Origin of the sequence: Stenotrophomonas hibiscicola ATCC 19867, from assembly GCF_000382065.1 — a bacterium.
GTDB classification, from domain to species: domain Bacteria; phylum Pseudomonadota; class Gammaproteobacteria; order Xanthomonadales; family Xanthomonadaceae; genus Stenotrophomonas; species Stenotrophomonas hibiscicola.
The window spans coordinates 416083-436437 of sequence record NZ_KB907500.1; the positions used below are offsets into that span (position 1 = coordinate 416083).

The 20355-nt window shown below is 64.6% G+C and carries 31 protein-coding genes and 2 tRNA genes; 10 read left to right on the forward strand and 23 right to left on the reverse strand.

Annotated features, from left to right (window positions below; genetic code table 11):
• Positions 1–71 precede the first annotated feature (71 nt).
• Together G370_RS0110405 and G370_RS0110410 are read left to right on the forward strand one after the other, a co-directional pair.
• The gene (locus G370_RS0110405) at positions 72–356 is read left to right on the forward strand and encodes a hypothetical protein (protein WP_019660548.1); all 285 of its coding nucleotides are present in this window, start codon (positions 72–74) and stop codon (positions 354–356) included.
• Positions 357–368: 12 nt separating this feature from the next.
• Entirely contained in the window at positions 369–602 is a 234-nt protein-coding gene (locus G370_RS0110410; RefSeq protein WP_019660549.1) for a DUF1653 domain-containing protein, read from the forward strand.
• 141 nt (positions 603–743) lie between these two features.
• Here the strand turns inward: G370_RS0110410 and G370_RS0110415 are convergent, their stop codons facing one another.
• Positions 744–938: a hypothetical protein gene (locus G370_RS0110415; protein ID WP_019660550.1), complete on the reverse strand. Its 195-nt coding sequence runs from the start codon at positions 936–938 to the stop codon at positions 744–746.
• Positions 939–1051: 113 nt separating this feature from the next.
• Here G370_RS0110415 and G370_RS0110420 point away from each other — a divergent pair, with 113 nt between their 5' ends.
• Positions 1052–1384 carry an SMR family transporter gene (locus G370_RS0110420; RefSeq protein ID WP_019660551.1) on the forward strand — a complete coding sequence of 111 codons (333 nt, stop codon included), beginning with the start codon at positions 1052–1054 and terminating at the stop codon, positions 1382–1384.
• A 22-nt stretch (positions 1385–1406) separates the two neighbouring features.
• Here G370_RS0110420 and G370_RS1000000121345 read toward each other — a convergent pair whose 3' ends face one another.
• From G370_RS1000000121345 to G370_RS0110445, 5 genes are all read right to left on the reverse strand, one after another.
• The gene (locus G370_RS1000000121345) at positions 1407–1580 is read right to left on the reverse strand and encodes a DUF1328 domain-containing protein (protein WP_019660552.1); all 174 of its coding nucleotides are present in this window, start codon (positions 1578–1580) and stop codon (positions 1407–1409) included.
• A gap of 94 nt (positions 1581–1674) precedes the next feature.
• Positions 1675–2316 (reverse strand): LysE family translocator, encoded by a 642-nt coding sequence (locus G370_RS0110430; protein ID WP_019660553.1) that lies wholly within the window; start codon positions 2314–2316, stop codon positions 1675–1677.
• A gap of 98 nt (positions 2317–2414) precedes the next feature.
• On the reverse strand, positions 2415–3023 hold the full coding sequence (locus G370_RS0110435) for an ATP-dependent Clp protease proteolytic subunit (RefSeq protein ID WP_019660554.1): 609 nt from the start codon (positions 3021–3023) through the stop codon (positions 2415–2417).
• Positions 3024–3060: 37 nt separating this feature from the next.
• The gene (locus G370_RS0110440; RefSeq protein WP_019660555.1) at positions 3061–3411 is read right to left on the reverse strand and encodes an SRPBCC family protein; all 351 of its coding nucleotides are present in this window, start codon (positions 3409–3411) and stop codon (positions 3061–3063) included.
• Entirely contained in the window at positions 3411–3722 is a 312-nt protein-coding gene (locus tag G370_RS0110445; RefSeq protein WP_019660556.1) for an ArsR/SmtB family transcription factor, read from the reverse strand. Before G370_RS0110445 ends, G370_RS0110440 begins: the two co-directional genes overlap by 1 nt.
• 86 nt (positions 3723–3808) lie before the next feature.
• Between G370_RS0110445 and G370_RS0110450 the strand changes: the two genes are divergently transcribed.
• Positions 3809–4501 (forward strand): aspartate/glutamate racemase family protein, encoded by a 693-nt coding sequence (locus tag G370_RS0110450; RefSeq protein WP_026347077.1) that lies wholly within the window; start codon positions 3809–3811, stop codon positions 4499–4501.
• A gap of 24 nt (positions 4502–4525) precedes the next feature.
• Here the strand turns inward: G370_RS0110450 and G370_RS0110455 are convergent, their stop codons facing one another.
• Positions 4526–4921, reverse strand: coding sequence for a hypothetical protein (locus G370_RS0110455; protein ID WP_019660558.1), 396 nt, complete (start codon positions 4919–4921; stop codon positions 4526–4528).
• A 243-nt stretch (positions 4922–5164) separates the two neighbouring features.
• Here G370_RS0110455 and G370_RS0110460 point away from each other — a divergent pair, with 243 nt between their 5' ends.
• The gene (locus G370_RS0110460) at positions 5165–5674 is read left to right on the forward strand and encodes a DUF3011 domain-containing protein (RefSeq protein WP_019660559.1); all 510 of its coding nucleotides are present in this window, start codon (positions 5165–5167) and stop codon (positions 5672–5674) included.
• Positions 5675–5759: 85 nt separating this feature from the next.
• Positions 5760–6209 carry a GNAT family N-acetyltransferase gene (locus G370_RS0110465; RefSeq protein WP_019660560.1) on the forward strand — a complete coding sequence of 150 codons (450 nt, stop codon included), beginning with the start codon at positions 5760–5762 and terminating at the stop codon, positions 6207–6209.
• Here the strand turns inward: G370_RS0110465 and G370_RS0110470 are convergent.
• The 5 genes from G370_RS0110470 to G370_RS1000000121610 all read right to left on the reverse strand — a co-directional run bounded on the left by G370_RS0110470 (position 6188) and on the right by G370_RS1000000121610 (position 8443).
• Entirely contained in the window at positions 6188–6529 is a 342-nt protein-coding gene (locus G370_RS0110470; protein ID WP_019660561.1) for a low molecular weight protein tyrosine phosphatase family protein, read from the reverse strand. The two genes, G370_RS0110465 and G370_RS0110470, sit on opposite strands and share 22 nt — an antisense overlap.
• Entirely contained in the window at positions 6526–6726 is a 201-nt protein-coding gene (locus tag G370_RS1000000121745) for a hypothetical protein (RefSeq protein WP_014037933.1), read from the reverse strand. Before G370_RS1000000121745 ends, G370_RS0110470 begins: the two co-directional genes overlap by 4 nt.
• Positions 6727–6843: 117 nt before the next feature.
• Positions 6844–6913 (reverse strand) — tRNA-OTHER (locus tag G370_RS1000000121605).
• Between the two features lie 229 nt (positions 6914–7142).
• Positions 7143–7706, reverse strand: a complete 564-nt coding sequence (locus G370_RS1000000121350; RefSeq protein ID WP_180876562.1) for a M35 family metallo-endopeptidase — start codon at positions 7704–7706, stop codon at positions 7143–7145.
• A 38-nt stretch (positions 7707–7744) separates the two neighbouring features.
• Positions 7745–8443 (reverse strand): hypothetical protein, encoded by a 699-nt coding sequence (locus G370_RS1000000121610; RefSeq protein ID WP_154081334.1) that lies wholly within the window; start codon positions 8441–8443, stop codon positions 7745–7747.
• Positions 8444–9431: 988 nt separating this feature from the next.
• Between G370_RS1000000121610 and G370_RS0110480 the strand changes: the two genes are divergently transcribed.
• Entirely contained in the window at positions 9432–9893 is a 462-nt protein-coding gene (locus G370_RS0110480) for a carboxymuconolactone decarboxylase family protein (RefSeq protein ID WP_019660562.1), read from the forward strand.
• A gap of 115 nt (positions 9894–10008) precedes the next feature.
• On the opposite strand, the gene G370_RS0110485 is transcribed toward G370_RS0110480, so the two are convergent.
• Together G370_RS0110485 and G370_RS1000000121910 are read right to left on the reverse strand one after the other, a co-directional pair.
• The gene (locus G370_RS0110485) at positions 10009–10452 is read right to left on the reverse strand and encodes a RidA family protein (RefSeq protein WP_233653907.1); all 444 of its coding nucleotides are present in this window, start codon (positions 10450–10452) and stop codon (positions 10009–10011) included.
• 70 nt (positions 10453–10522) lie between these two features.
• Complete coding sequence (locus G370_RS1000000121910) at positions 10523–10810, reverse strand: hypothetical protein (protein ID WP_019660564.1); 288 nt, start codon at positions 10808–10810, stop codon at positions 10523–10525.
• Here G370_RS1000000121910 and G370_RS01000000120800 point away from each other — a divergent pair.
• Entirely contained in the window at positions 10743–11435 is a 693-nt protein-coding gene (locus G370_RS01000000120800; RefSeq protein WP_425423328.1) for a tyrosine-type recombinase/integrase, read from the forward strand. The two genes, G370_RS1000000121910 and G370_RS01000000120800, sit on opposite strands and share 68 nt — an antisense overlap.
• Before the next feature lie 82 nt (positions 11436–11517).
• On the opposite strand, the gene G370_RS0110500 is transcribed toward G370_RS01000000120800, so the two are convergent.
• The 9 genes from G370_RS0110500 to thrS form a co-directional block, all read right to left on the reverse strand.
• Positions 11518–11594 (reverse strand) — tRNA-Pro (locus G370_RS0110500).
• Positions 11595–11662: 68 nt separating this feature from the next.
• A complete protein-coding gene (locus G370_RS0110505; RefSeq protein ID WP_005410431.1) occupies positions 11663–12019 on the reverse strand; it encodes a MerR family transcriptional regulator in 357 nt (118 codons plus the stop codon).
• Entirely contained in the window at positions 12000–12299 is a 300-nt protein-coding gene (locus tag G370_RS0110510) for an integration host factor subunit alpha (RefSeq protein ID WP_005410432.1), read from the reverse strand. Before G370_RS0110510 ends, G370_RS0110505 begins: the two co-directional genes overlap by 20 nt.
• Positions 12300–12326: 27 nt before the next feature.
• Complete coding sequence (gene pheT / locus G370_RS0110515; protein ID WP_019660566.1) at positions 12327–14723, reverse strand: phenylalanine--tRNA ligase subunit beta; 2397 nt, start codon at positions 14721–14723, stop codon at positions 12327–12329.
• A 121-nt stretch (positions 14724–14844) separates the two neighbouring features.
• Positions 14845–15840 (reverse strand): phenylalanine--tRNA ligase subunit alpha, encoded by a 996-nt coding sequence (gene pheS / locus G370_RS0110520; RefSeq protein WP_019660567.1) that lies wholly within the window; start codon positions 15838–15840, stop codon positions 14845–14847.
• Positions 15841–16033: 193 nt separating this feature from the next.
• Positions 16034–16393, reverse strand: coding sequence for a 50S ribosomal protein L20 (gene rplT, locus G370_RS0110525; RefSeq protein WP_005410435.1), 360 nt, complete (start codon positions 16391–16393; stop codon positions 16034–16036).
• Between the two features lie 11 nt (positions 16394–16404).
• A complete protein-coding gene (gene rpmI, locus G370_RS1000000121355; protein ID WP_005410436.1) occupies positions 16405–16602 on the reverse strand; it encodes a 50S ribosomal protein L35 in 198 nt (65 codons plus the stop codon).
• 266 nt (positions 16603–16868) lie between these two features.
• Positions 16869–17411, reverse strand: a complete 543-nt coding sequence (gene infC / locus G370_RS0110535; protein WP_019660568.1) for a translation initiation factor IF-3 — start codon at positions 17409–17411, stop codon at positions 16869–16871.
• A 48-nt stretch (positions 17412–17459) separates the two neighbouring features.
• Positions 17460–19361 carry a threonine--tRNA ligase gene (gene thrS, locus G370_RS0110540; protein ID WP_019660569.1) on the reverse strand — a complete coding sequence of 634 codons (1902 nt, stop codon included), beginning with the start codon at positions 19359–19361 and terminating at the stop codon, positions 17460–17462.
• A 430-nt stretch (positions 19362–19791) separates the two neighbouring features.
• Here thrS and G370_RS0110545 point away from each other — a divergent pair, with 430 nt between their 5' ends.
• Both G370_RS0110545 and G370_RS0110550 read left to right on the forward strand, forming a co-directional pair.
• Complete coding sequence (locus tag G370_RS0110545; protein WP_019660570.1) at positions 19792–20088, forward strand: hypothetical protein; 297 nt, start codon at positions 19792–19794, stop codon at positions 20086–20088.
• On the forward strand, positions 20088–20351 hold the full coding sequence (locus tag G370_RS0110550; RefSeq protein ID WP_019660571.1) for a hypothetical protein: 264 nt from the start codon (positions 20088–20090) through the stop codon (positions 20349–20351). The genes G370_RS0110545 and G370_RS0110550 overlap by 1 nt, the downstream gene beginning before the upstream one ends.
• The last annotated feature ends 4 nt before the right edge of the window (positions 20352–20355 follow it).

Consider the following 20355-nt stretch of genomic DNA (forward strand, 5'->3'; position numbering starts at 1 on the left):
GCCCTGCACTGAGCGCTTGCTGCAGGGCTATTTGCGGCAGACACTGTCGCTTTAGGCACGGAGCCCGCCCGATGAAAGCGCTTCTTCTGATTCCAGCCCTGCTGGTGCTGTCCGCCTGTGCCAACCAGCATCAGGCCGCTGCGCGTGCCGATACGGCGGCCACTTCGCCTGCCACGCCGAAGATCGGTGGCGACCGCGATGCCCACGGTTGCATCGGTTCGGCCGGCTACCAGTGGTGCGAGCACAGCCAGCGTTGCGAACGTCCGTGGGAACTGGCGCAGGCACAGGGTCTGGCCAACACCGCCGAAGCCATCGATGCCTACTGCGCGAAGCCGGCCAGCCCGGCGCGCAAGTGAGTCGCGCCGCCCATGGCTGAGCTGAGTCCGCTACCCACCCTGGCCCCGGGCCGCTACCGCCACTTCAAGGGCGGCGAGTACGAAGTGCTCGACATCGTCCGCAGCAGTGAGACCCTGCAGCCGATGGTGCTGTACCGCGCGCTGTATGGCGAAGGTGGCCTGTGGGTACGCCCGTACGCCATGTTCGTCGAGCAGGTGCCGGGCGAGCACGGACCGCAACCGCGTTTCGCCCGCATCGACGCATGATGGCTCCGCTGCCGGCCTTGACCGGCAGCGCGCGGCAACGCGGTGGGCCTGCGCTACAGTCGTACCGTCCAGTCGGTTTCTTCCCGCCACGCCGGTATCCGCTCCTGTTCGCGCTGCAAGGCAGCCGACCGCGTGCGCCAATCACTGCTGCGGGCCACCATCGAAGTAGCCTGCCGTAATGGCTTGGCTGCTGGTGGATGAAGCCACCGGCGCGCTGATCGGCGATTTCGAAGCGCGGGCAACCCGATGGAACCAGCGCTGCCTGCGCTTGACGTCCTGGAAGCGTGCGATGCTGGCCGAATCCTGGCGACGCCAACGGTACGCGGCGCGCTGCACGCTGCCAATGGCTGCTGGGCCACGGCCTACCCGCTGGACGCGCAGGAACGTGCCAGCGCATTGACCATGGCCGAACAGGCGCTGAAACTGAGCGCAATGAGCTGGAGCGGTCAATGAATTCCTATCTCTACCTTGCCGCTGCCATCGTGCTGGAAGTGATTGCCACATCACTGCTGAAGGCGTCCGACGGCATGAGCCGGCTGGCGCCGACACTGGGCGCACTGGTCGGCTATGGACTGTGCTTCTACCTGTTGTCGATGACCATGAAGTCGATCCCGACCGGCATCGCCTACGCGATCTGGTCCGGCGTCGGCATCGTGCTGATCTCGTTGATCGGGCTGGTGGTGTTCAAGCAGCGCCTGGATGCACCCGCGCTGATCGGCATCGGCCTGATCTGCGCCGGTGTACTCGTGATCAACCTGTTTTCGCGCAGCAGCGCGCACTGAGCACGCTGCTGCGCGATCAACGCTAGCTGACCTTCTTGGCCACGGTCATGCCGAGCAGGAACAGCACCACGGCGATGATGATGCCGGCCCAGAACAGGAACTTGGCGATGCCGACCGAGGCACCGGCGACGCCACCGAAGCCGAGCACGCCTGCGATCACACCGATGATGGCGAAGATGATGGCCCACTTGATCATGTCAAACCTTTCCCTGCGGGGACTGCGTACTGGATGATCAGGCTAGGCCGTCACCGATGCGGCAGTCGTGAACAGGCCGCGTGCGCGGCGTGAATCAGCGCGGACGAAAGCGCAGCAGCGCGACGGCAAACGCCAGGAACACGCTACCGACCAACCGCTCGAACCAGCGTCGCGCAAAGGGTTCGGCCAGCCAGCGGCGCAGGCCATGGCCACCGGCTGCATACATCACGTACCAGAACAGTTCGCAAGCGGCGAAGGTGGCCACCAGCACGCTGTACTGAAACGCCTGGCCACGTGACGGGTCAACGAACTGCGGCAGGAACGCCGCCGCGAACAGCAGCAGCTTGGGATTGCTCAGGCCCACCAGAAGGCCACCACGGAACACGGTCCAGGCACCAAGCGTCGGCATCATCGGCAGTGCGGCATCCACCGTCACCGTAGGCGCGGGACGGCAGCTGTCGCGCCATGCCTTCAGGCCCAGCCAGGCCAGGTAGGCCACGCCCAGATAGCGCAGCACTTCGAACAGCATCGGCGAGGAATGAAGCAATGCGCTCAGGCCAGCAGCGGACGCGGCCAGCACCAGCAGCATCGCCAGCAGGCAGCCGGCCATCGCCGGTACACTGCCGCGGAAGCCGAGTCCGACGCTGCGGCCGAGGATATGCAGCATGTTCGGCCCCGGCGTGCCACACAGAACGAACACCGTGGCGAGGAACCACCACCAGGTATGCAGGGCCATGGCGCACATCCACTTCAGAAGACCGTACCAGCATAGAGTGCGTCTGCAACGCGCGGCACATACAGCACAGCGTGGATGTGGTGGTTACAGAGGCAGGCTCAGGCCGCGTGCGCGTCGCGCCGTACCAGTACCTGGTCGATCAGGCCCCATTCGCATGCCTGCTCGGCACTCATGAAACGATCGCGGTCCAGGGTCTGCTCGACCTCCTCGACACTGCGTCCGCAATGCTGCGCATACAGCCGGGTGATGCGCTGCTTGGTGCGCTGCATTTCCTCGGCGTGGATGAAGATGTCCGAAGCCTGGCCCTGCACCCCGCCCAGCGGCTGGTGCACGTGCAGGCTGGCATTGGCCAACGCCGCGCGGTGACCCGGCTCGCCGGCCATCAGCAGGAACGACCCCATCGACCGCGCGGTGCCCATGCACAGCGTATGCACCGGAGCAGAGATGTATTGCATCGTGTCGTACATCGCCAAGCCGCTGGAAATGACTCCGCCTGGCGAGTTGATGTACAGATGGATCGGCTTCTCCGGGTTTTCCGATTCCAGGAACAGCAGTTGCGCGCAGACCAGCGCCGATAAGATGTCATCGACTTCGCCGTTGAGAAAGATGATGCGCTCGCGCAGCAGCCGCGAGTAGATGTCATAGGAACGCTCGCCGCGCTCGCTGCGTTCCACCACCATCGGTACCAGCTGCATCCTGTCCCGCATGTGCCTGCTCCTTGTCCGGTGGGATTGAGGCGTCGCCTCACGCCGCGCGCATCATGGTGCGATGATCGTCGTTGGCGGCCAACGGCCGCAGCGCGCGCAGGTCGGTGAGCCGATGCACGATGGTCAGCACCGTTCCCCCGCCGTCATCCGCGCGCAGCCGGAAACACACCTGGCTGTGCAGATGCGGGGGATGCGCATCGCGCAGGTGGAACCCCAGCTCCCGCCCCTCCTCGCGCAGGCAAGGCTGCGGATCGGCAAGATCGGCCGCAGGCAACCAGCGCTCACGCAGCGCCGGGTCCAACAGTGCGCGCCAGACCCGTTCCGGTGGCGCTGGCAGCCACTGCTCCATCACCAACGCAGGAGCCGCTTCGTTCAGAACGTCGTCCATCAATCCATCTCCTTCAGCAGATCCTGCAAGGCATCCATACGCGCGGGCCAGTAGGCCCGGTAGCGCTGCAGCCAGTTGCCGATGTGGGCCAGTCCGCGCGGATCGACCTCGTAGTAGACGAAGCGGCCTTGGCGCTGTTCGCTCACCAGCCCGGCATCGCGCAGCACTGCCAGGTGCTGGGACATCGCAGACTGGCTGATCGCCACGCCCTCGCGCAGCGCGCTGGCATGCTGCCCGCCCTCGGCCAGCTTTTCGAAGATGTGGCGGCGGGTCGGGTCGGCCAGCGCCTTGAACAGGGCGTTCTCGATCATGGTCAACACATTAGCAATCGCTAATGTGTGGTGCAACTGCCGCATCGGTTGTGCTGCAATGACGGCTCCCCGGCATGGAGCTGTGCATGAAGACCCTTGGCCTGATCGGCGGCATGAGCTGGGAAAGCTCGGCGCAGTATTACCGGCTCATCAACGAGGACGTGCGGCAGCGCCTCGGTGGCGCACATTCGGCGCAGCTGCTGCTGTGGTCGGTGGACTTCGCCCCGATCAAGCAGCTGCAGCACGACGGCGACTGGGATGCACTGGGCGACCACATGGTTGAGGCCGCACGGCGCCTGCAGGCCGGTGGTGCCGAACTGCTGCTGGTCTGCACCAACACCATGCACCAACTGGCCGACCGCATCGAGGCGGCCTGCCCACTGCCACTGCTGCATATCGCCGACCCCACCGCCCAGGCCATCGTGCAGGCAGGGGCGCGAAAGGTGGGCCTGCTCGGCACCGCCTTCACCATGGAGCAGGACTTCTACCGCGGCCGGCTGCAGGATCGCTTCGGATTGGAGGTCCTGGTTCCCGAAGCCGATGATCGTCGCAGCGTGCACGACATCATCTACCAGGAACTGATCGCCGGCGTGGTCAGCGAACACTCACGACAGGTCTACGCCGGCGTGATCGAGAGACTGGTCGCGCGCGGCGCCGAGGCCATCATCCTCGGCTGTACCGAGATCATGCTGCTGGTACGGCCGGAGGACAGCACAGTGCCGCTGTTCGATACCACTGCACTGCATGCGCGGGCCGCCGTGGACGCGGCGCTGGCGTGAATCAATGCGCGCCGGAACGCGGAATCAGTCCGCGCCCTGCACTTCCAGCGCGGTGATCAGCCATTCGACCACCGCCTGGGAATCGCACAGGAAGAAGATGGCATCGCCGGAGCGCGCTTCGGTAAGCAGGCGATAGACCGTGATCGCCACCGCCGACTGGTTGGCGATGAACACTTCCGGGCTGCGCGGCCCTTCGCTGTGGCCGGCAACCGCGTGCAGCGCCTTGCGTGCGGCCACGGTCGCAACCGGGTCCGCGCTGCGGGTCAGTTCCGGCCCGCGCAGGCCCCAGGCAGTGAACACGTGCTTGCCCTTGAACGTGGTGTCCAGGACCCGCACCTCGGCGCCGCCTGCGTCGGCCGAGCGATGAATGACGGTACTGCTGATCAACGCAACCCCCTGTGGTCGTCGTGGTCCGCGCATCCTCCCGCACAGGCCGCCCGCACACCAGTGACGGCAGCCACAGGCTGCGCCGACAGGCGTGGAAGACATGTAAGAAGGTGTAAACCGATGCGATCGGATGTGCAGCGATGATACGGGATGTAAGCCTCTGCATGGGCCCGTGCGCACTACTAAATCCTTACTGAGCCACTTCCGGAACGATGCGTTCCGACGGCCCCGTGCTGGGTCATTCTTGCCGCCCGAATCCCCCGCTCGAGGCTCCCCATGACCCTTCGCCCGCTGCTGCCGATCACCGGTGCCGTCCTTGCCCTGCTGCTGGCCGCCACCGCCGTGGCCGCCCAGGACCACGACACTGATCACATTCCAGCGCTGCGCTGCGAATCCCAGTTCAACAAGACCGAGCAATGCCCCATTGAGGGCCCGATGCGCCTGGCCAGGCAACTGTCGGTCACCCGCTGCGTGGAGAACCAGAACTGGGGCCAGAGCCGCCGCACGTTATGGGTGACCGACGGCTGCCGCGCCGAGTTCGTCGCCGACGGATACGGGCGCTGGCCGGGACGTGGCCGTGGCCGTGATCGCGACAACGAGGGTGAACGCCTGGTCTGCGAGTCCTACGAGAACAAGGACAAGCAGTGCCGCATCCGCGTCCGCCACGAGGTGCGGCTGGTCAAGCAGAAATCGGTGACGACCTGCATCGAGGACCGCAACTGGGGATGGGACCGTCGCGGCGTGTGGGTCAGCGACGGCTGCCGTGCCGAGTTCCGGGTGTATTGACTGCCTGCCACGCGCTGGCTGTGGCGCATGCGCGGACACGGCCGACGTGATCGATAGACTGGGCGCAACCAGCCCAGGAGCTTCGATGGTGCCGCCCGATCCTTCCTCGACGACGCTGCATATCCGCGAGGCAATGCCCGCCGACGTTCCCGCGTTGATCGCGCTCGACAGCGTTGCGTCCCACGATCCGAGGCGCGCACGGCAGATCAGCGACTGGCAGGCCAGCGGTGGCATGCACGTGGCCGAACGGTCCGGCCAGCTGGCCGGTTACCTGGTCATCCATCGTCACTTCTTCGGCGAAGCCTTCGTCGAGATGCTCATGGTGGCGCGCGAACAACGCAGACAGGACGCCGGCGCCGCCCTGCTGCGCCATGCCATCGCGCTGCTGGGGCAAGGCAAGCTGTTTACTTCGACGAATGCATCCAACACCAGCATGCAACGCCTGCTCGCCGCCTCGGGTTTCATCGAAAGTGGCATCGTGCATGGATTGGACGAAGGCGATCCGGAACTGATCTACTGCTTTGCCGGCAGCTGATCGAGATACACGTCCACCTTGGCGTCCAGCAGGTCCATCAACAGCGGATCCATGCAGCGATAGTCGTCGGGGATGTCCAGGCAATGCAGGCGCTTGTGTTCCAGCAGGCGCGCGCACGTGGCCTGCAGGCGATGCTGGTGCTTGGCCTCCATCACGAAGATGACATCGGCCCAGCGGATATCCGCCGGGCCGATGGGGCGTCGTGCGTGCGGGCTGGTACCGGCCGACAGCGCGTTGAAGCCGGGCCGCCGTCGCCACATGGCTTCGGCGGTCGGGCTGCGCAGCTGGTTGCGGCTGCAGACGAACAGCAGGTTGATCATTCCTGTTCCTGCAGTTGGCGGGCGCTGAGGACCGGATAGGTGAAGCCCAGCTGGCGTGCGCGCGCGAGCTTGGCATCGCGCGTATACAGCAGCTTCCAGTTCTTCTCGGGCTTGTAGCTGTAGGCGGTCGTGGCGCGGTCGCCACCACGGTTGCGGGCCTGGCTGCGACGCCAGGCACGGTTTCTTGCAGATTCCATGATGTGTTCTCGTGAGTACCGGGTTCAGCAGCCGCGGTAGTACGAGTGGCGCGCAGCATACACCGCACGCACAAAAAAACCCACGCATCGCTGCGCGGGCTTCTTGATTCATCACAGTGGTCGGGACGGCCGGATTCGAACCGACGACCCTCTGCCCCCAGGCATCATCACTGGTTGCCCCATCCCGTTGATCTATAAGGGTTTCAGGCCTGCACCGGGCCTCCCATAAGTGCCGATTGAGGCCCAATTCAATCAATTACTTCCGCGCTGATAGGGTTGCAGCCACCGGGACTAAACATGGCTCCGCATCTGCTGCGGCCCTGCCCTCATCTACGCCCTACGGGCGTCGCTCGGACGGAGCTTGGTCACCGGCGGCGGCTTGGCGGGCTCCAATGACCGCACCCTCCTGCCTCGGACTATTCCGGCGGAGAAAAACCGTGTGCTTGACCCAAAACGAAAAACTTGTACGCGTTCGGGAATCGAACAGCGCCTGGATGTGAGCTGGCCGCCAACTCTAGTGCGTACGAAAGAGATGAGACATTCTTGCCGGGGACCGGCGGATGCCGCAGCGCCATGCCCTTGTCGTCAGTAAAATGAGTGAACTCGTGGACCATCGTGCCAACCTTTGAGGGTTCACCAATGTGATTGGCGGGCAGCATAGATAGGGACCAAAATACAGGGCATGCGTGAATTACGTATGGAGCACCTGACTGCACATAAGCAATGGTGTCTGCCGGCACTTCGTCAGCATTGCACCGGCAGGAGAGGGACACCGGCGGCTTCGGGGTCACTCCGTCTCCCGAAATTCTCCAGATGATCGCCATCAAAGTGCTATCAACCAGCGCATCATCTTCGTTGACATCTTCACCGGCAACGACGTTGACGTCCGGGCCATGCTCCCCGAAGTAGCGCGTATAGTGAACTGAGGGGCTGAACCTCAGCCACAACTCAGTTTCAGATGTTGTATCGACCTCAGTCATCTGCTGGAGCTGGCTCAGCGCATTTCCTGCACCAATCGTTACCCCAGCCAATACACTCTGAAAAATTGCACTTTTTTGGCCGAAGGCGGGGTGCCGGCCGGATCGACACATGCCACAGGTTCAAGAAACTCCCCCGCCCGGGCTTGCTTCATTGTTCTTCCAGTAACGGGTACAACAACCGTGCGGGGTGCGGGATACGCACTTTGCCACTTGCCTGATTGCCGCTTTATGGGCCCAGCTTCCGCATTCCTGCCGTCGGCGGTGCGATAGGAAATCGGGGCTCGCAAGCCAATGGTGTAACTCAGCCCTGGCGACAGACTATAGCCACTTGCAAGATTTATATCTAGGCTGAAACTGCCGCCAGGAGGTATGGACAAAGAACTCGGAGTTTCGGAGAGCGTATCCCTCATTATCCCGAAGAACTGGACTTCGCGCCCATCCTGCTGTTTCACTATGAAGGGATCATCCAACAACATTTTGCGAGCATTGAGCATCGGCAGAGAAGACTCAGCGACTACCGCAACCTGGTCACCGACATTCGAGAGCTTCAACGCGATTGAAGTTTCTCCCAGGTCGCCCTTCAGCGGAACTATTTCGACTTGTAGCCGAGCGTCGGCCATCGCAACATTGCTGCTACAAAGCGCGATGAACAGCATTGCCACTTTAATGGGTGATTTCATTCCGCCACCCGCCTTCTTCCATGATTCAAGATGCGTTATTAACATACAGATCAGCATTTTCCAACCCGAACCTCAGCCATCGATCTGTAGGACTTCCCCGAACCGCAGATTAAATTTTCGAACCGCCATAAGAATCACGTTTTTGCAGGCACTGACCTCCAGGACCTTTTGCTACCGCGCCTACGCCACTGTGCCGAGCTCGGCCATGATCGCAAAGGCCATCGCCGGCGAGACCGTTGGACTTCAGTGAAGCGTCGAAGAACTACGCCTTTCGCCTGGCAATCGAGCGCATCAGCGGAGAGCCGCGAGTTCCAGGACGTCCGCGAGTCAATCAGCTTGGATCGGCATGCATCAGGTGTCACTCCAGGAGATCCGCAGGCTTGGCGGTGCTCTTCCACACAACCGTCGAGGTTGGTCGGAAGAACAAGTGCAGCACCTTCTCACACACAGCTCGCCGGCGATGACCGAGGTGTATCTGGAAGGCCACGAAAGGCCGTGGACCGAGATCAACACGGGCATCCTCGCCATTCGATAGGGTGGCGATAGGGTGCACAACGAAGAAGGGCCTGCACCGTATGGCGCAAGCCCTTGTTCTATCGCTGCTTTTGGTCGGGACGGCCGGATTCGAACCGACGACCCTCTGCCCCCCAGGCATCGTTACTGTTCGGCCCATCTCGTTGATTGGCAAGGAATCTTCATAACAATGAAGCTCCCCAAAAGTGTCGATTGCGACACTAGCAATCAATCACTTACGAGCCGATAGGGTGCATATGGCGGCTCTACCCGACGCCATCCGAACGGCGGCGATGCGATCCCCCCTTCAGCCAATTCCCCTTCCCTGTCCCGCCAATCGAGGATCTTCTCCGGGTGCTCCCCGCCGCGCCCCGTATCTAGCGCCCCACGGCCAGCATCCCCTTCCTCGGCGAGCGTACATGCAGCGGATCGCGACGAGCCTAGGCAGGTGTCACGAACTGCTGCCCGTCGGCGTCCTTGCTTCGGGTGGGGCGATTCCGGCCCCACAGATACCCGAAAAGGACCCATTAAAATGAATCGAGCGAACTGGTTCGTAGTCTCTCCCGAGGGCGCCAAAGCCGTGGGGCAACTGCATCACTTTGTGACCGCGGGCACCTCTCTGCCGCCGAAACTGGTGCATCTGGTGTTTTTGCGTGTGTCGCAGCTAAACGGCTGCGCCCACTGCATCGACATTCATACCCGTGATCTGCTTAAGGAAGGCATGCCGTTCGACACAATCGCTCTCCTACCTGTTTGGCACGAGGCCGCCTATCTATTCTCGGAACAAGAGCGCGCCGCACTGGCATGGGCAGAGGAAGTGACGCTCGTGAGCGAAACCCATGCATCTGATGAGGCGTACGAAAAAGTAGCCGCAGTATTCGGCGAGAAAGACCTGGTCGACCTCACGCTCACCATTGCGGCCATGAACGCGATCAACCGGATGGGCGTGAGCTTTAGATTGAAGCCCCGCGCCAAGCCCGCTGCGGAGAAGTAGCGTACGGCACGCCGGAGATCGTCCTGGCTTTGTCCGGGCCGAGGCGCTCGTAGGAACCATCGGTGGCCTACTCACCGCAAGGAACGGGCGGAGCAAGCCCCGCCCACATAGTGCCTTAACCCTGGACTTCCGCCCGGAAGGCAATCTCAATCAGCTGCTCGGGGAAGGCCAACGCCGAGACCCCGATCAGGTTGCTGGCCACCTGCGGCACCGGCTGGCCATACACGGCCGGCCGGACTTTGCTACTGGCCGCGAAAGCGGCCGGAACGTCGATGACGAACAGCGTTTCCTCGACCACGTCAGCGATCGACCCACCCAGCTCTGCCAGCAGCACCTGCGCGTTCTCGTAGGTGCGCCTCATCTGGGCTTCCATGGTGTCGAAGTCGGCGGGCTTGCCGTCGGCCCCCAGCTCCGCCGGCGCAACCAGCTCGCCCTGCGGCGTGTGCGAGAGCTGGCCGGACACGAAGATCGTGTTGTTGACGCGGACGGCCTGTACGTACCCGTAGGCCGATTCCCACGGCACTCCGAAGCTGGCGGTCTTTCGATTGGTAGCGTTCATCATTGCTCTCTCTGGTGAAAGGGCAAGTGTGGCAAGCATTTTGAGTCGACCGCCTCCCCTGAACGGGGGATCAGATTCGAGCACGGGACAGCTGCTCTCTACCTGCCTTGACCCACGCCTTCATCGGATCCCTCGCCCTGGGCTTGGTCTCCTTCGGCGGTCGGCGCGGTTCCAGCGCTTCCTTGATCCGCGCCAGTTCCAACCGCCCGGCCTCGGCTAGGCGCCGGGCCTGTTGCTGCTGCTCACGAGTCGGCGGCAGGCCGGGCAGTGGCGGGGGCAACTGAATCGGAGTGCTGTCGGTCAGCCGGGCGACCGCCTCACGCAGAGGCAGCTCGGGATACAGCCTGGCGGCGCACAATCCCGCGCTGGCGACTCGCCGGTTCCAGCACGAGCGGAAGCGCGTGCGCCTGACCTTGGACGTGTACCGGGCCATATGGGACCAGGCCGCGCCGTGGCTGCGCAACGCGATGGACCTGTCGTTGGTGACGCTGCTGCGCCGCGAGGACGTGGTGACGGTGAAGTTCGCCGACGTGCGCGACGGCCACCTGTGGGTGGTGCCTTCGAAAACCGAGGGCTCGACGAACGTTCGGCTACAGATCGCCGTGGCCGGGCCCCTGCTCGACCTGCTGGCCCGGTGCCGCGATGACGTGGTTTCGCCGTTCGTCATCCACCGGCTGCCGGAGAAAGCCAGGCCCAGCGACAAGCGCGCAAAGGACCGAGCGCACCACACGCAGGTGTTGCCCGAGCAGCTGTCGCGTGCGTTCGCAAAGGCGCGCGATGCTGCCGGCGTGGGCGGCGAAGCGCCGCCAACTTTCCATGAGATCCGCAGCCTGGGTGGCGCGCTGCTGCGCGATGCGGGCTGGACCACGGAACAGATTCAAGCGCTGATGGGGCACGGCAACGCATCGATGACCGAGCATTACCTGGGTGGCCACGAAGCGCCGTGGCAGTCGGTTACCACGGGTATCGCGCTGCCACGATAGTGGTGGAATAGTGGACACGTAGTGACCACAACGAAAAAGGGCCTGCACCGTATGGCGCAAGCCCTTGTTCTATCGCTGCTTTTGGTCGGGACGGCCGGATTCGAACCGACGACCCTCTGCCCCCCAGGCAGATGCGCTACCAGGCTGCGCTACGCCCCGACTGATGCTGCGATGTGCCCGCCAGTGCGGCGGGCCGTGAAGTATAGCGGATTACGATGGAAATGGGATCAGCGGCGCAACAACTGCAGCACTTCTTCCAGCTCCATGCGCACCTGCTTGATGATCTGGTTGCTCAGCGCCGATTCCTCGCGGGCATCGGGGCCGTCCAGACGCAGGCGTGCACCACCGATGGTGTAGCCCTGTTCGTACAGCAGGCTGCGGATCTGCCGGACCATCAGCACGTCGTGGCGCTGGTAGTAGCGGCGGTTGCCTCGGCGCTTGGCCGGCTCAAGGCTGGGAAACTCGGTTTCCCAGTAGCGCAGGACGTGCGGCTTGACGTCGCACAGCTCGCTGACTTCACCGATGGTGAAGTAGCGCTTGGCCGGAATCGGCGGTAGTTCGCGGTTACTGCCCGGATCCAGCATAAGCTTCCACCCTCTCCTTGAGCTTCTGGCCCGGACGGAAGGTGACCACCGTACGGGCGGAAATCGGAATTTCCTCGCCGGTCTTGGGGTTGCGACCCGGGCGCTGGTTCTTGCGCCGCAGATCGAAATTACCGAAGCCCGACAGCTTCACCTGACGTCCCTGTTCCAATGCTTCACGCAGCACATCGAAAAACGCGTCGACGAATTCCTTGGCTTCCCGCTTGTTCAGACCGACTTCGTCGAACAGCTTTTCCGCCATCTCCGCCTTGGTCAATGCCATTGCCTGCTACCCCCGAGTGCTGCCCGCTCAGCCGCGGATCCGGGCGTGGTGTTCACGCTCGATGGCAGTGACCGCCTCGGCCACCACCGCTTCCACGTCGCGGTCCGTCAGAGTGCGCGACTTGTCCTGCAAAATCAAGCCCATAGCGAGACTCTTGAATCCCGGCTCGACGCCCTGGCCGACATAGCGGTCGAACAGGTTCAGGTCGCGCAGCAACGGGCCGGCGGCCTGGCGGACGGTCGCCGCCAGATCGGCCCAGGCCACCTGTTCAGGCACCAGGAATGCCAGGTCGCGGCGCACCGCCGGGAAGCGCGACAGTTCGCCGGCACGCGGCAGGCGGCGGGCGGTCAGCGGTTCCAGGTCCAGTTCGAAGGCGTAGACGTCGGCTTCGATGTCCATCGCCCTGGCCAGGCGCGGGTGAACCTGGCCGATCCAGCCGATCGCCACGCCATCGCGCAACACCTCGGCCGAACGCGCCGGGTGGCCGTAGGCGCGGGTGGACGGACGGAACTCCAGCTGCGCGCCACTGGCGGCCGCCAGCGATTCGAGGTCACCCTTCAGGTCATGGAAATCGACCTTGCGGGTCGGCAGGCCCCACTGCACCGCCTGCGCATCACCGCAGACCGCAGCGGCCACGCGCGGGGTTTCCAGCGGTGCCGGCTGGCTTTCGCCAAGCGATGCATCTCCGGCCTGCCGGGCGAACACCCGACCCAGCTCGAACAGGCGCACGCGGCCGAGCTGGCGAGCGGCATTGCGGCCTAGGGTGGCAACCAGGCCCGGCAGCAGCGACGGGCGCATCACCGCCAGTTCGGCCGACAGCGGGTTGGCCAGCGGCACCAGGGCGTCGCGCAGCTGCCACTGGGCCAGCAGTGCGTCGTCGACGAAGGCGAAATTGACGGTTTCCTGCAGGTCGCGAGCGATCAGCTGGCGGCGCACGCTCAGCGCGTCCAGCTGGGTCTCGCTCGGCATCGCCACGCGCGAGGCACCGCCCGGCAGCGTGGTCGGGATCTGCTCGTAACCGTGGATGCGGGCCAGTTCTTCGATCAGGTCCTCTTCGATGGCGATATCGAAGCGGCGGCTCGGCGCGGTGACCTGCCAGCCGTCGGCGGTGGCGGCCACGTCCATGCCCAGCGCACGCAGGATGCGCTCGACTTCGGCATCGTCAATGGTGATGCCAAGCACGCGGGTGATGCGCGTGCGGCGCAGCACGATCGTGGCCGGCTGCGGCAGATCGGCCTCGCGCACAGCTTCGGTGACCGGCGCCGGGGTACCGCCGGCCAGGTCCAGCACCAGGCGGGTGGCGTACTCGATCGCGGTACGCGGCAGTGCCGGATCGACACCGCGCTCGAAGCGGTGGCCGGCATCGGTGTGCAGGCCCAGCTTGCGGCCACGGCCCATGATCGCGGCCGGCGCGAAGTGCGCGGCCTCCAGGAACACGGCGGTGGTCGCGTCGGTGACACGGGTGTCGAAGCCGCCCATCAGGCCGGCCAGGCCGACCGCACGATCGGCGTCGGTGACCACCAGGAAGCTGTCGTCCAGCGCGGCATCGCGGCCGTCCAGCAGCTTCAGCGTCTCGCCCGCGCGCGAACGGCGCACGGCAATGCTGCCCTGCAGGGTGGCCAGGTCGTAGGCATGCATCGGCTGGCCCAGTTCCAGCATCACGTACTGGGTGATGTCGACCAGCAGCGAGACCGGACGCACGCCACTGCGGCGCAGGCGCTCGGCCATCCACAGTGGGGTCTTGGCGGCAGCGTTGACGCCCTCGATCACACGGCCCAGGTAACGCGGCGCTTCGGCGCCAGCGTCGAGCTGGATGGCCAGCTCACGGCTGCCGGCAGCCGGAATGGCGTCGGCGGCGAAATCCAGCACTTCACTGCGGGTAGCGGCGGCGACGTCGTAGGCGATGCCGCGCAGGCTGAAGCAGTCGGCGCGGTTCGGGGTCAGCTTGATTTCGATACTGGCGTCCGGCAGGCCCAGGTACTCGACCAGGGCCTGGCCAACCGGGGCGTCATCGGGCAGTTCCAGCAGGCCGGAGGCATCGTTGTCCAGGCCCAGCTCCTTGGCCGAGCACAGCATGCCGTTGGACTCGACGCCACGCAGCTTGGCCGGCTTGATCTTCAGCTCGCCGATCTGCGCACCGACCATCGCCAGTGGCGCGACCAGGCCCGCGCGGGCGTTCGGCGCACCGCAGACGATCTGCAGCAGCTCGCCCTGCCCGGCATCGACCTTGCACACCTGCAGGCGATCGGCTTCCGGGTGGCGCGCGGCCTCGACGATGCGTGCCACGACCACGTGATCGAGGCCTTCGCCCAGCGCGGTTACTTCTTCCACTTCCAGGCCGATGGCGGTCAGCACCGCGCTCAGCTCATCGCGCGAGGCGGAGGTCGGGACGTGGCTGCGCAGCCAGTTTTCGGAGAATTTCATGGTGTCACCCTGGTGGGAGGCGTGCCTCCCGTTGCGGTTTTTGTGGTCGCCCAGCGCATGCGCAAGGAGGCGTCCATCCAGAAAGGCAGCCGAGCATGGCCCGGCTCTACACGGTTGCGGCTTACGCGAACTGCTTCAGGAACCGCACATCGTTCTCGAAGAACGCGCGCAGGTCGTTGACGCCGTAGCGCAGCATCGCGAAACGCTCCACGCCCATGCCGAAGGCAAAGCCGGTGTAACGCTCCGGATCGATGCCAACATTGCGCAGCACGTTCGGATGCACCATGCCGCAGCCGAGCACTTCCAGCCAGCGGGTGCTGCCATCGGGCTGCTGCCAGGCGATGTCCACTTCCGCACCCGGTTCGACGAACGGGAAGTAGCTGGGACGGAAGCGCATCTCGAAATCGCGCTCGAAGAACGCGCGCACGAATTCTGCCAGCGTGCCCTTCAGGTCGGCGAAGGTCGAGTGCTCGTCCACCAGCAGGCCTTCGACCTGATGGAACATCGGCGAATGGGTCTGGTCGCTGTCGCTGCGGTACACCTTGCCGGCAGCGATCATGCGCAGCGGCGGCGCGTGGTCGCCCATGTAGCGCACCTGCACACCGGAGGTATGCGTGCGCAGCAGGCGGCCGTCGCCGAAGTAGAAGGTGTCGTGCATGGCGCGCGCCGGGTGGTGCGGCGGGAAATTCAGCGCCTCGAAATTGTGCCAGTCATCCTCGATCTCCGGCCCTTCCGACAGCTCGTATCCCAGCCGGCCGAAAATACCGGTGATGCGTTCCAGGGTACGGGTGATCGGATGCAGGCCAGCGCGGTCGCCATTGCGGCCCGGCAGGGTGATGTCGATGGCTTCGGCAGCCAGCCGCGCGTCCAGTGCGGCGTCTTCCAGCAGCGCCTTGCGCTCGGCCAGCGCACGGGTCAGTGTGTCGCGGGCCTGGTTGATCGCTTCACCGGCGGCCTTGCGCTCCTCGGCCGGCAGGGTACCGAGCTGCTTGAGCTGCGAGGTGATGCTGCCGCTCTTGCCAAGCAGGGCCACGCGCAGCTGTTCCAGCACGTCAGGGCTCTGTGCGGCGGCCACATCGGCCAGCGCCAGGGTGGTGAGGGATTGGATGTCGCTCATGGGGGGCCGGAACTCCAGTCGATCTGCCATCGCGATGCGCGAAGGGCCGACCCCTGTCGCCACCGCCGTCCCCGCGCTGCCGCTGTGGCCGCACCGGGACCCAAAAAAGAATGGGGAAGGACTTGCGCCCTTCCCCATGCATTGCCTTGACCTGACACCGTTCCGAGTGAACGGTTACGGCATCGGGAAGGACTTATGCCGCCAGCGCGCCCTTGGCCTTTTCGGCCAGCGCGGCAAAACCGGCTGCGTCGTGCACCGCGATGTCAGCCAGGACCTTGCGATCCAGGGTGATGCCGGCCTTCAGCAGGCCGTTCATGAAGCGGCTGTAGCTCAGGCCGTTGATGCGGGCAGCCGCATTGATGCGGGTGATCCACAGCGAACGGAAGTTGCGCTTCTTCTGCTTACGGCCGATGTAGGCGTACTGCTGTGCCTTGATGACCGCCTGCTTGGCAACGCGGAAGACCTTGCGACGGGCGTTGTAGTAGCCCTTGGCGAGATCCAGAATCTTCTTGTGGCGGCGACGCGCCTGTACGCCACGCTTAACTCGTGCCATTTTTCAGTTCCTCAGAGGTAAGGGAGCATGCGGTCCAGACGGCCTGCGTCTTCTGCACGGACATGGCCCGTCTGACGCAGATTACGCTTACGCTTGGTCGCTTTCTTCGTGAGGATGTGGCTACGGTTGGCGTGGCCGCACTTGTACTTGCCCGAGGCGGTCTTGCGGAAACGCTTGGCCGCTGCCCGGTTGGTCTTGATCTTGGGCATTGCAATGTCCTTGATGGGATTTGACCCTGGTTTCTGACTGATCTGGCGGCGGCTTGGGCCGCTCTTTCCGTCCTGCCATGATCGGCGTACGACCCGTCCTGGGTGGGTCGAGCCGGGCATGATACAGGCAAAACGGCCCTGCCACCAGCCCCTGCCCGCCTTTCATCCGCAACCCGCCGGCCCGCCACAAAAGCAAAGGGACGCCAGCGGCGCCCCCTTACCCTGAACCATTCAGCCAGGCGCCCCGAAAGGCAGCCCGTCAGGCCTCAGGTCTTCTTCTTCGGCGCGATCATCATGACCATCTGACGCCCTTCCAGGCGCGGACGGGATTCAATGACGATGTCCTCGCCCAGATCGGCCTCGATCCGGTTGGCCATTTCGCGGCCCAGCTCCTGGTGGCTCATTTCACGGCCACGGAAGCGGATGTTGACCTTGATCTTGTCACCATCTTCGAGGAACCCGCGCATCTTGCGCAGCTTGATCTGGTAGTCGCCCTCGTCCGTGACCGGACGGAACTTCACTTCCTTGATCTCGACCTGCTTGGTCTTCTTCTTGGCCTCGCTGGCCTTCTTCTGCGCTTCGAACTTGAACTTGCCGAAGTCCATGATCTTGCAGACCGGCGGATCGGCCTGCGGCTGGATTTCGACCAGGTCCAGGCCTTCATCTTCGGCCATGGACAGCGCTTCGTCGCGCGACAACACGCCGATCATTTCTCCGTCACTGCCGATCACGCGGACGCGCGGCACACGGATTTCCTGATTCTTGCGGTTCTGTTTGTTGTCAGGGGTGCTGATATTACGTTCTCCCAAGGGTATCGAACCGGCCCGGGTGCCTGTGCCCCCGGACCGGACCTTTGCTTACGCGCCCTCGGCGTGGAGCCGCTCGATGAAGGCCTGCAGGCTCATGCTGCCCAGGTCTTCGCCAGAACGCGTACGCACCGCCACAGCCCCATTTTCCTTCTCGCGGTCACCGATGACCAGCAGGTAGGGCACGCGCTGCAACGTATGCTCGCGGATTTTATAGCCGATCTTCTCGTTACGCAAATCCGAGCTGACGCGGAAGCCTTGCTCCGCAAGGGTTTTGGTCACGCCCGAGACATAGTCGGCCTGGGCGTCGGTGATGTTGGCCACCACCACCTGGGTCGGCGCCAGCCAGGCCGGGAACTGGCCGGCATGGTGTTCGATCAGGATGCCCAGGAAACGCTCCATCGAGCCGACGATGGCCCGGTGCAGCATCACCGGGTGCTTCTTCTGGCTGTTCTCGTCCACGTACTCGGCGCCCAGGCGGCCAGGCATCATGAAGTCGACCTGCATCGTGCCCAGCTGCCAGGTACGGCCGATGGCATCCTTCAGGTGGTACTCGATCTTCGGGCCGTAGAAGGCGCCCTCGCCCGGCAGCTCCTGCCATTCCACGCCACAGGCGGTCAGCGCCGAGCGCAGCGCGCCTTCGGCCTTGTCCCAGGTGGCGTCGTCACCCAGGCGCGATTCCGGGCGCAGCGCGATCTTGATCTGGATCTCGTCGAAGCCGAAGTGCTGGTAGACCGCCAGCGCCTGCTGGTGGAAGGCAGTCACTTCCGACTCGATCTGGTTTTCCGTGCAGAACACGTGGCCGTCGTCCTGGGTGAAGCCACGCACGCGCAGGATGCCGTGCAGCGCGCCGGACGGCTCGTTGCGGTGGCACGACCCGAACTCGCCGTAGCGGATCGGCAGGTCGCGGTAGCTGTGCAGGCCTTGGTTGAACACCTGGATGTGGCCCGGGCAGTTCATCGGCTTGACCGCGTAAGTGCGTTTCTCCGATTCGGTGAAGAACATGTTGTCCTGGTAGTTGTCCCAGTGGCCGGACTTCTTCCACAGGCTCACGTCCAGAATCTGCGGGCAACGCACTTCGCCATAGCCGCTGTTGCGGTAGACCTTGCGCATGTACTGCTCGACCACCTGCCACAGCGCCCAGCCCTTCGGGTGCCAGAACACCAGGCCCGGGGCTTCTTCCTGCAGGTGGAACAGGTCCTGCTGCTTCCCGATGCGGCGGTGGTCGCGCATTTCGGCTTCTTCGATGCGCTTGATGTACGCCTCCAGCTGCTTCTTGTCGGCCCAGGCGGTGCCGTAGATGCGCTGCAGCTGCTCGTTCTGCGCGTCACCGCGCCAGTAGGCGCCGGAGATGCGGGTCAGCTTGAAGGCCTTCAGGAAGCGCGTGTTCGGCACGTGCGGGCCGCGGCACATGTCCACGTATTCCTGGTGGTAGTACATGCCCATCGCCTGGATGTCGTCGGCCATGTCCTCGATCAGGCGCAGCTTGTAGTCCTCGCCACGGGCCTTGAAGATCTCGATCACTTCGGCGCGCGGCGTCATCTTCTTGATGACGTCGTAGTCCTGGGCGATCAGTTCACCCATGCGCTTCTCGATCGCGGCCATGTCGTCCGGGGTGAACGGGCGCTCGGAATAGATGTCGTAGTAGAAGCCTTCGGCGATCACCGGACCGATCACCATCTTCACATCCGGGTACAGCTGCTTGACGGCGTGGCCGACCAGGTGGGCGCAGGAGTGGCGGATGATCTCCACGCCCTCCTCGTCCTTGGCGGTGATGATGCGCAGGCTGGCGTCGTGGTCGATGACGTCGCTGGCATCGACCAGCACGCCATCCACGGCACCGGCGATGGTGGCCTTGGCCAGGCCGGCGCCGATCGACTGGGCAACCTCCATGACGCTCACAGGGTTTTCGAATTCGCGGCGGCTGCCGTCGGGAAGGGTAATGTTGATCATCGCAGTGGCTTCGTGCGGGGCCCGCCGGGCGGGCTGGAAAGCGTTCCCGGGCCGTTGCCCGGGCAATAAAAAAGCGCCGCGAGGGCGCCTGGAACGCAGGGCCTTCGGGGGCAGGTCAACAGTGGGCGGTGGTAGTGCTCATGTCGCACGCTCGGCCGGCGCTGGGCGCGGGCCACCTTGTTCCAGTCAGGGGTTCTGCGATGATCTTAAACCAGCGCACCGGAAAGCCCAAGGGCCACCGTACGGCCCGCTGAATGAGCCGCGCTGGCGGCGTGAAAACGCAATGATTACCATGTGCGCGCAGCCCGCCCCGTGCCAGCCTGCCCGCTTTCCCCCAGGACCTCGTGATGCGCCACCCGCTTCGACCGGCTGCCGCCGGCCCCGCCCGTGCCCCGCGTTCGCCGACCCGCCGCCGCGCAGGCTGCCCGCGATGATCACCGTCGGCCTCTCCACGCTGGGGTTCTGCAGCCTGGGCATGCTGGCGGCGATGTTCTCGGCACTGGCCTTCTATGCGGCCTCGCCCCACTGCCGCTGGCCGCGCCTGCGCCGCGCCGGGCGTCTTGGCCACCAGATCGGCCTGGTCGCCGCTGCGGCCGCGCTGTGGCTGTGGATGGCCGAACTCGGCTTCGCCGCCGGCCTGGTGGCAATGCTGTGCACCTGGATGCTCGCGGCGATGCTGCTGCCGACGCTGGCCTCCTGGCACCGACCAGGCACGGAGTTGCCCTGATGTGGGCGCGCGCCTTCGCCGGCATCATCGTCGGCTTCCTGCTTGCAGCCGCCGTTACCGGCCTGCTGGCCTGGCTTCCGCCGGGCCCTTGGCAGCGAGCGCTGGTACCTACCCTGATCGCCTTCATCCCGCTGTGGATGCTGGCCGCCCTGTGGGCGTTCAGCTTCCGCAGCGCGCTACGCGCCTGGCTGGTGCTGGGCGGCAGCGCCGCCACCGGCTTCATCGTGCTCGGGCTGCTGCGCCTGACCGGCGCGGTGCAATGAGATC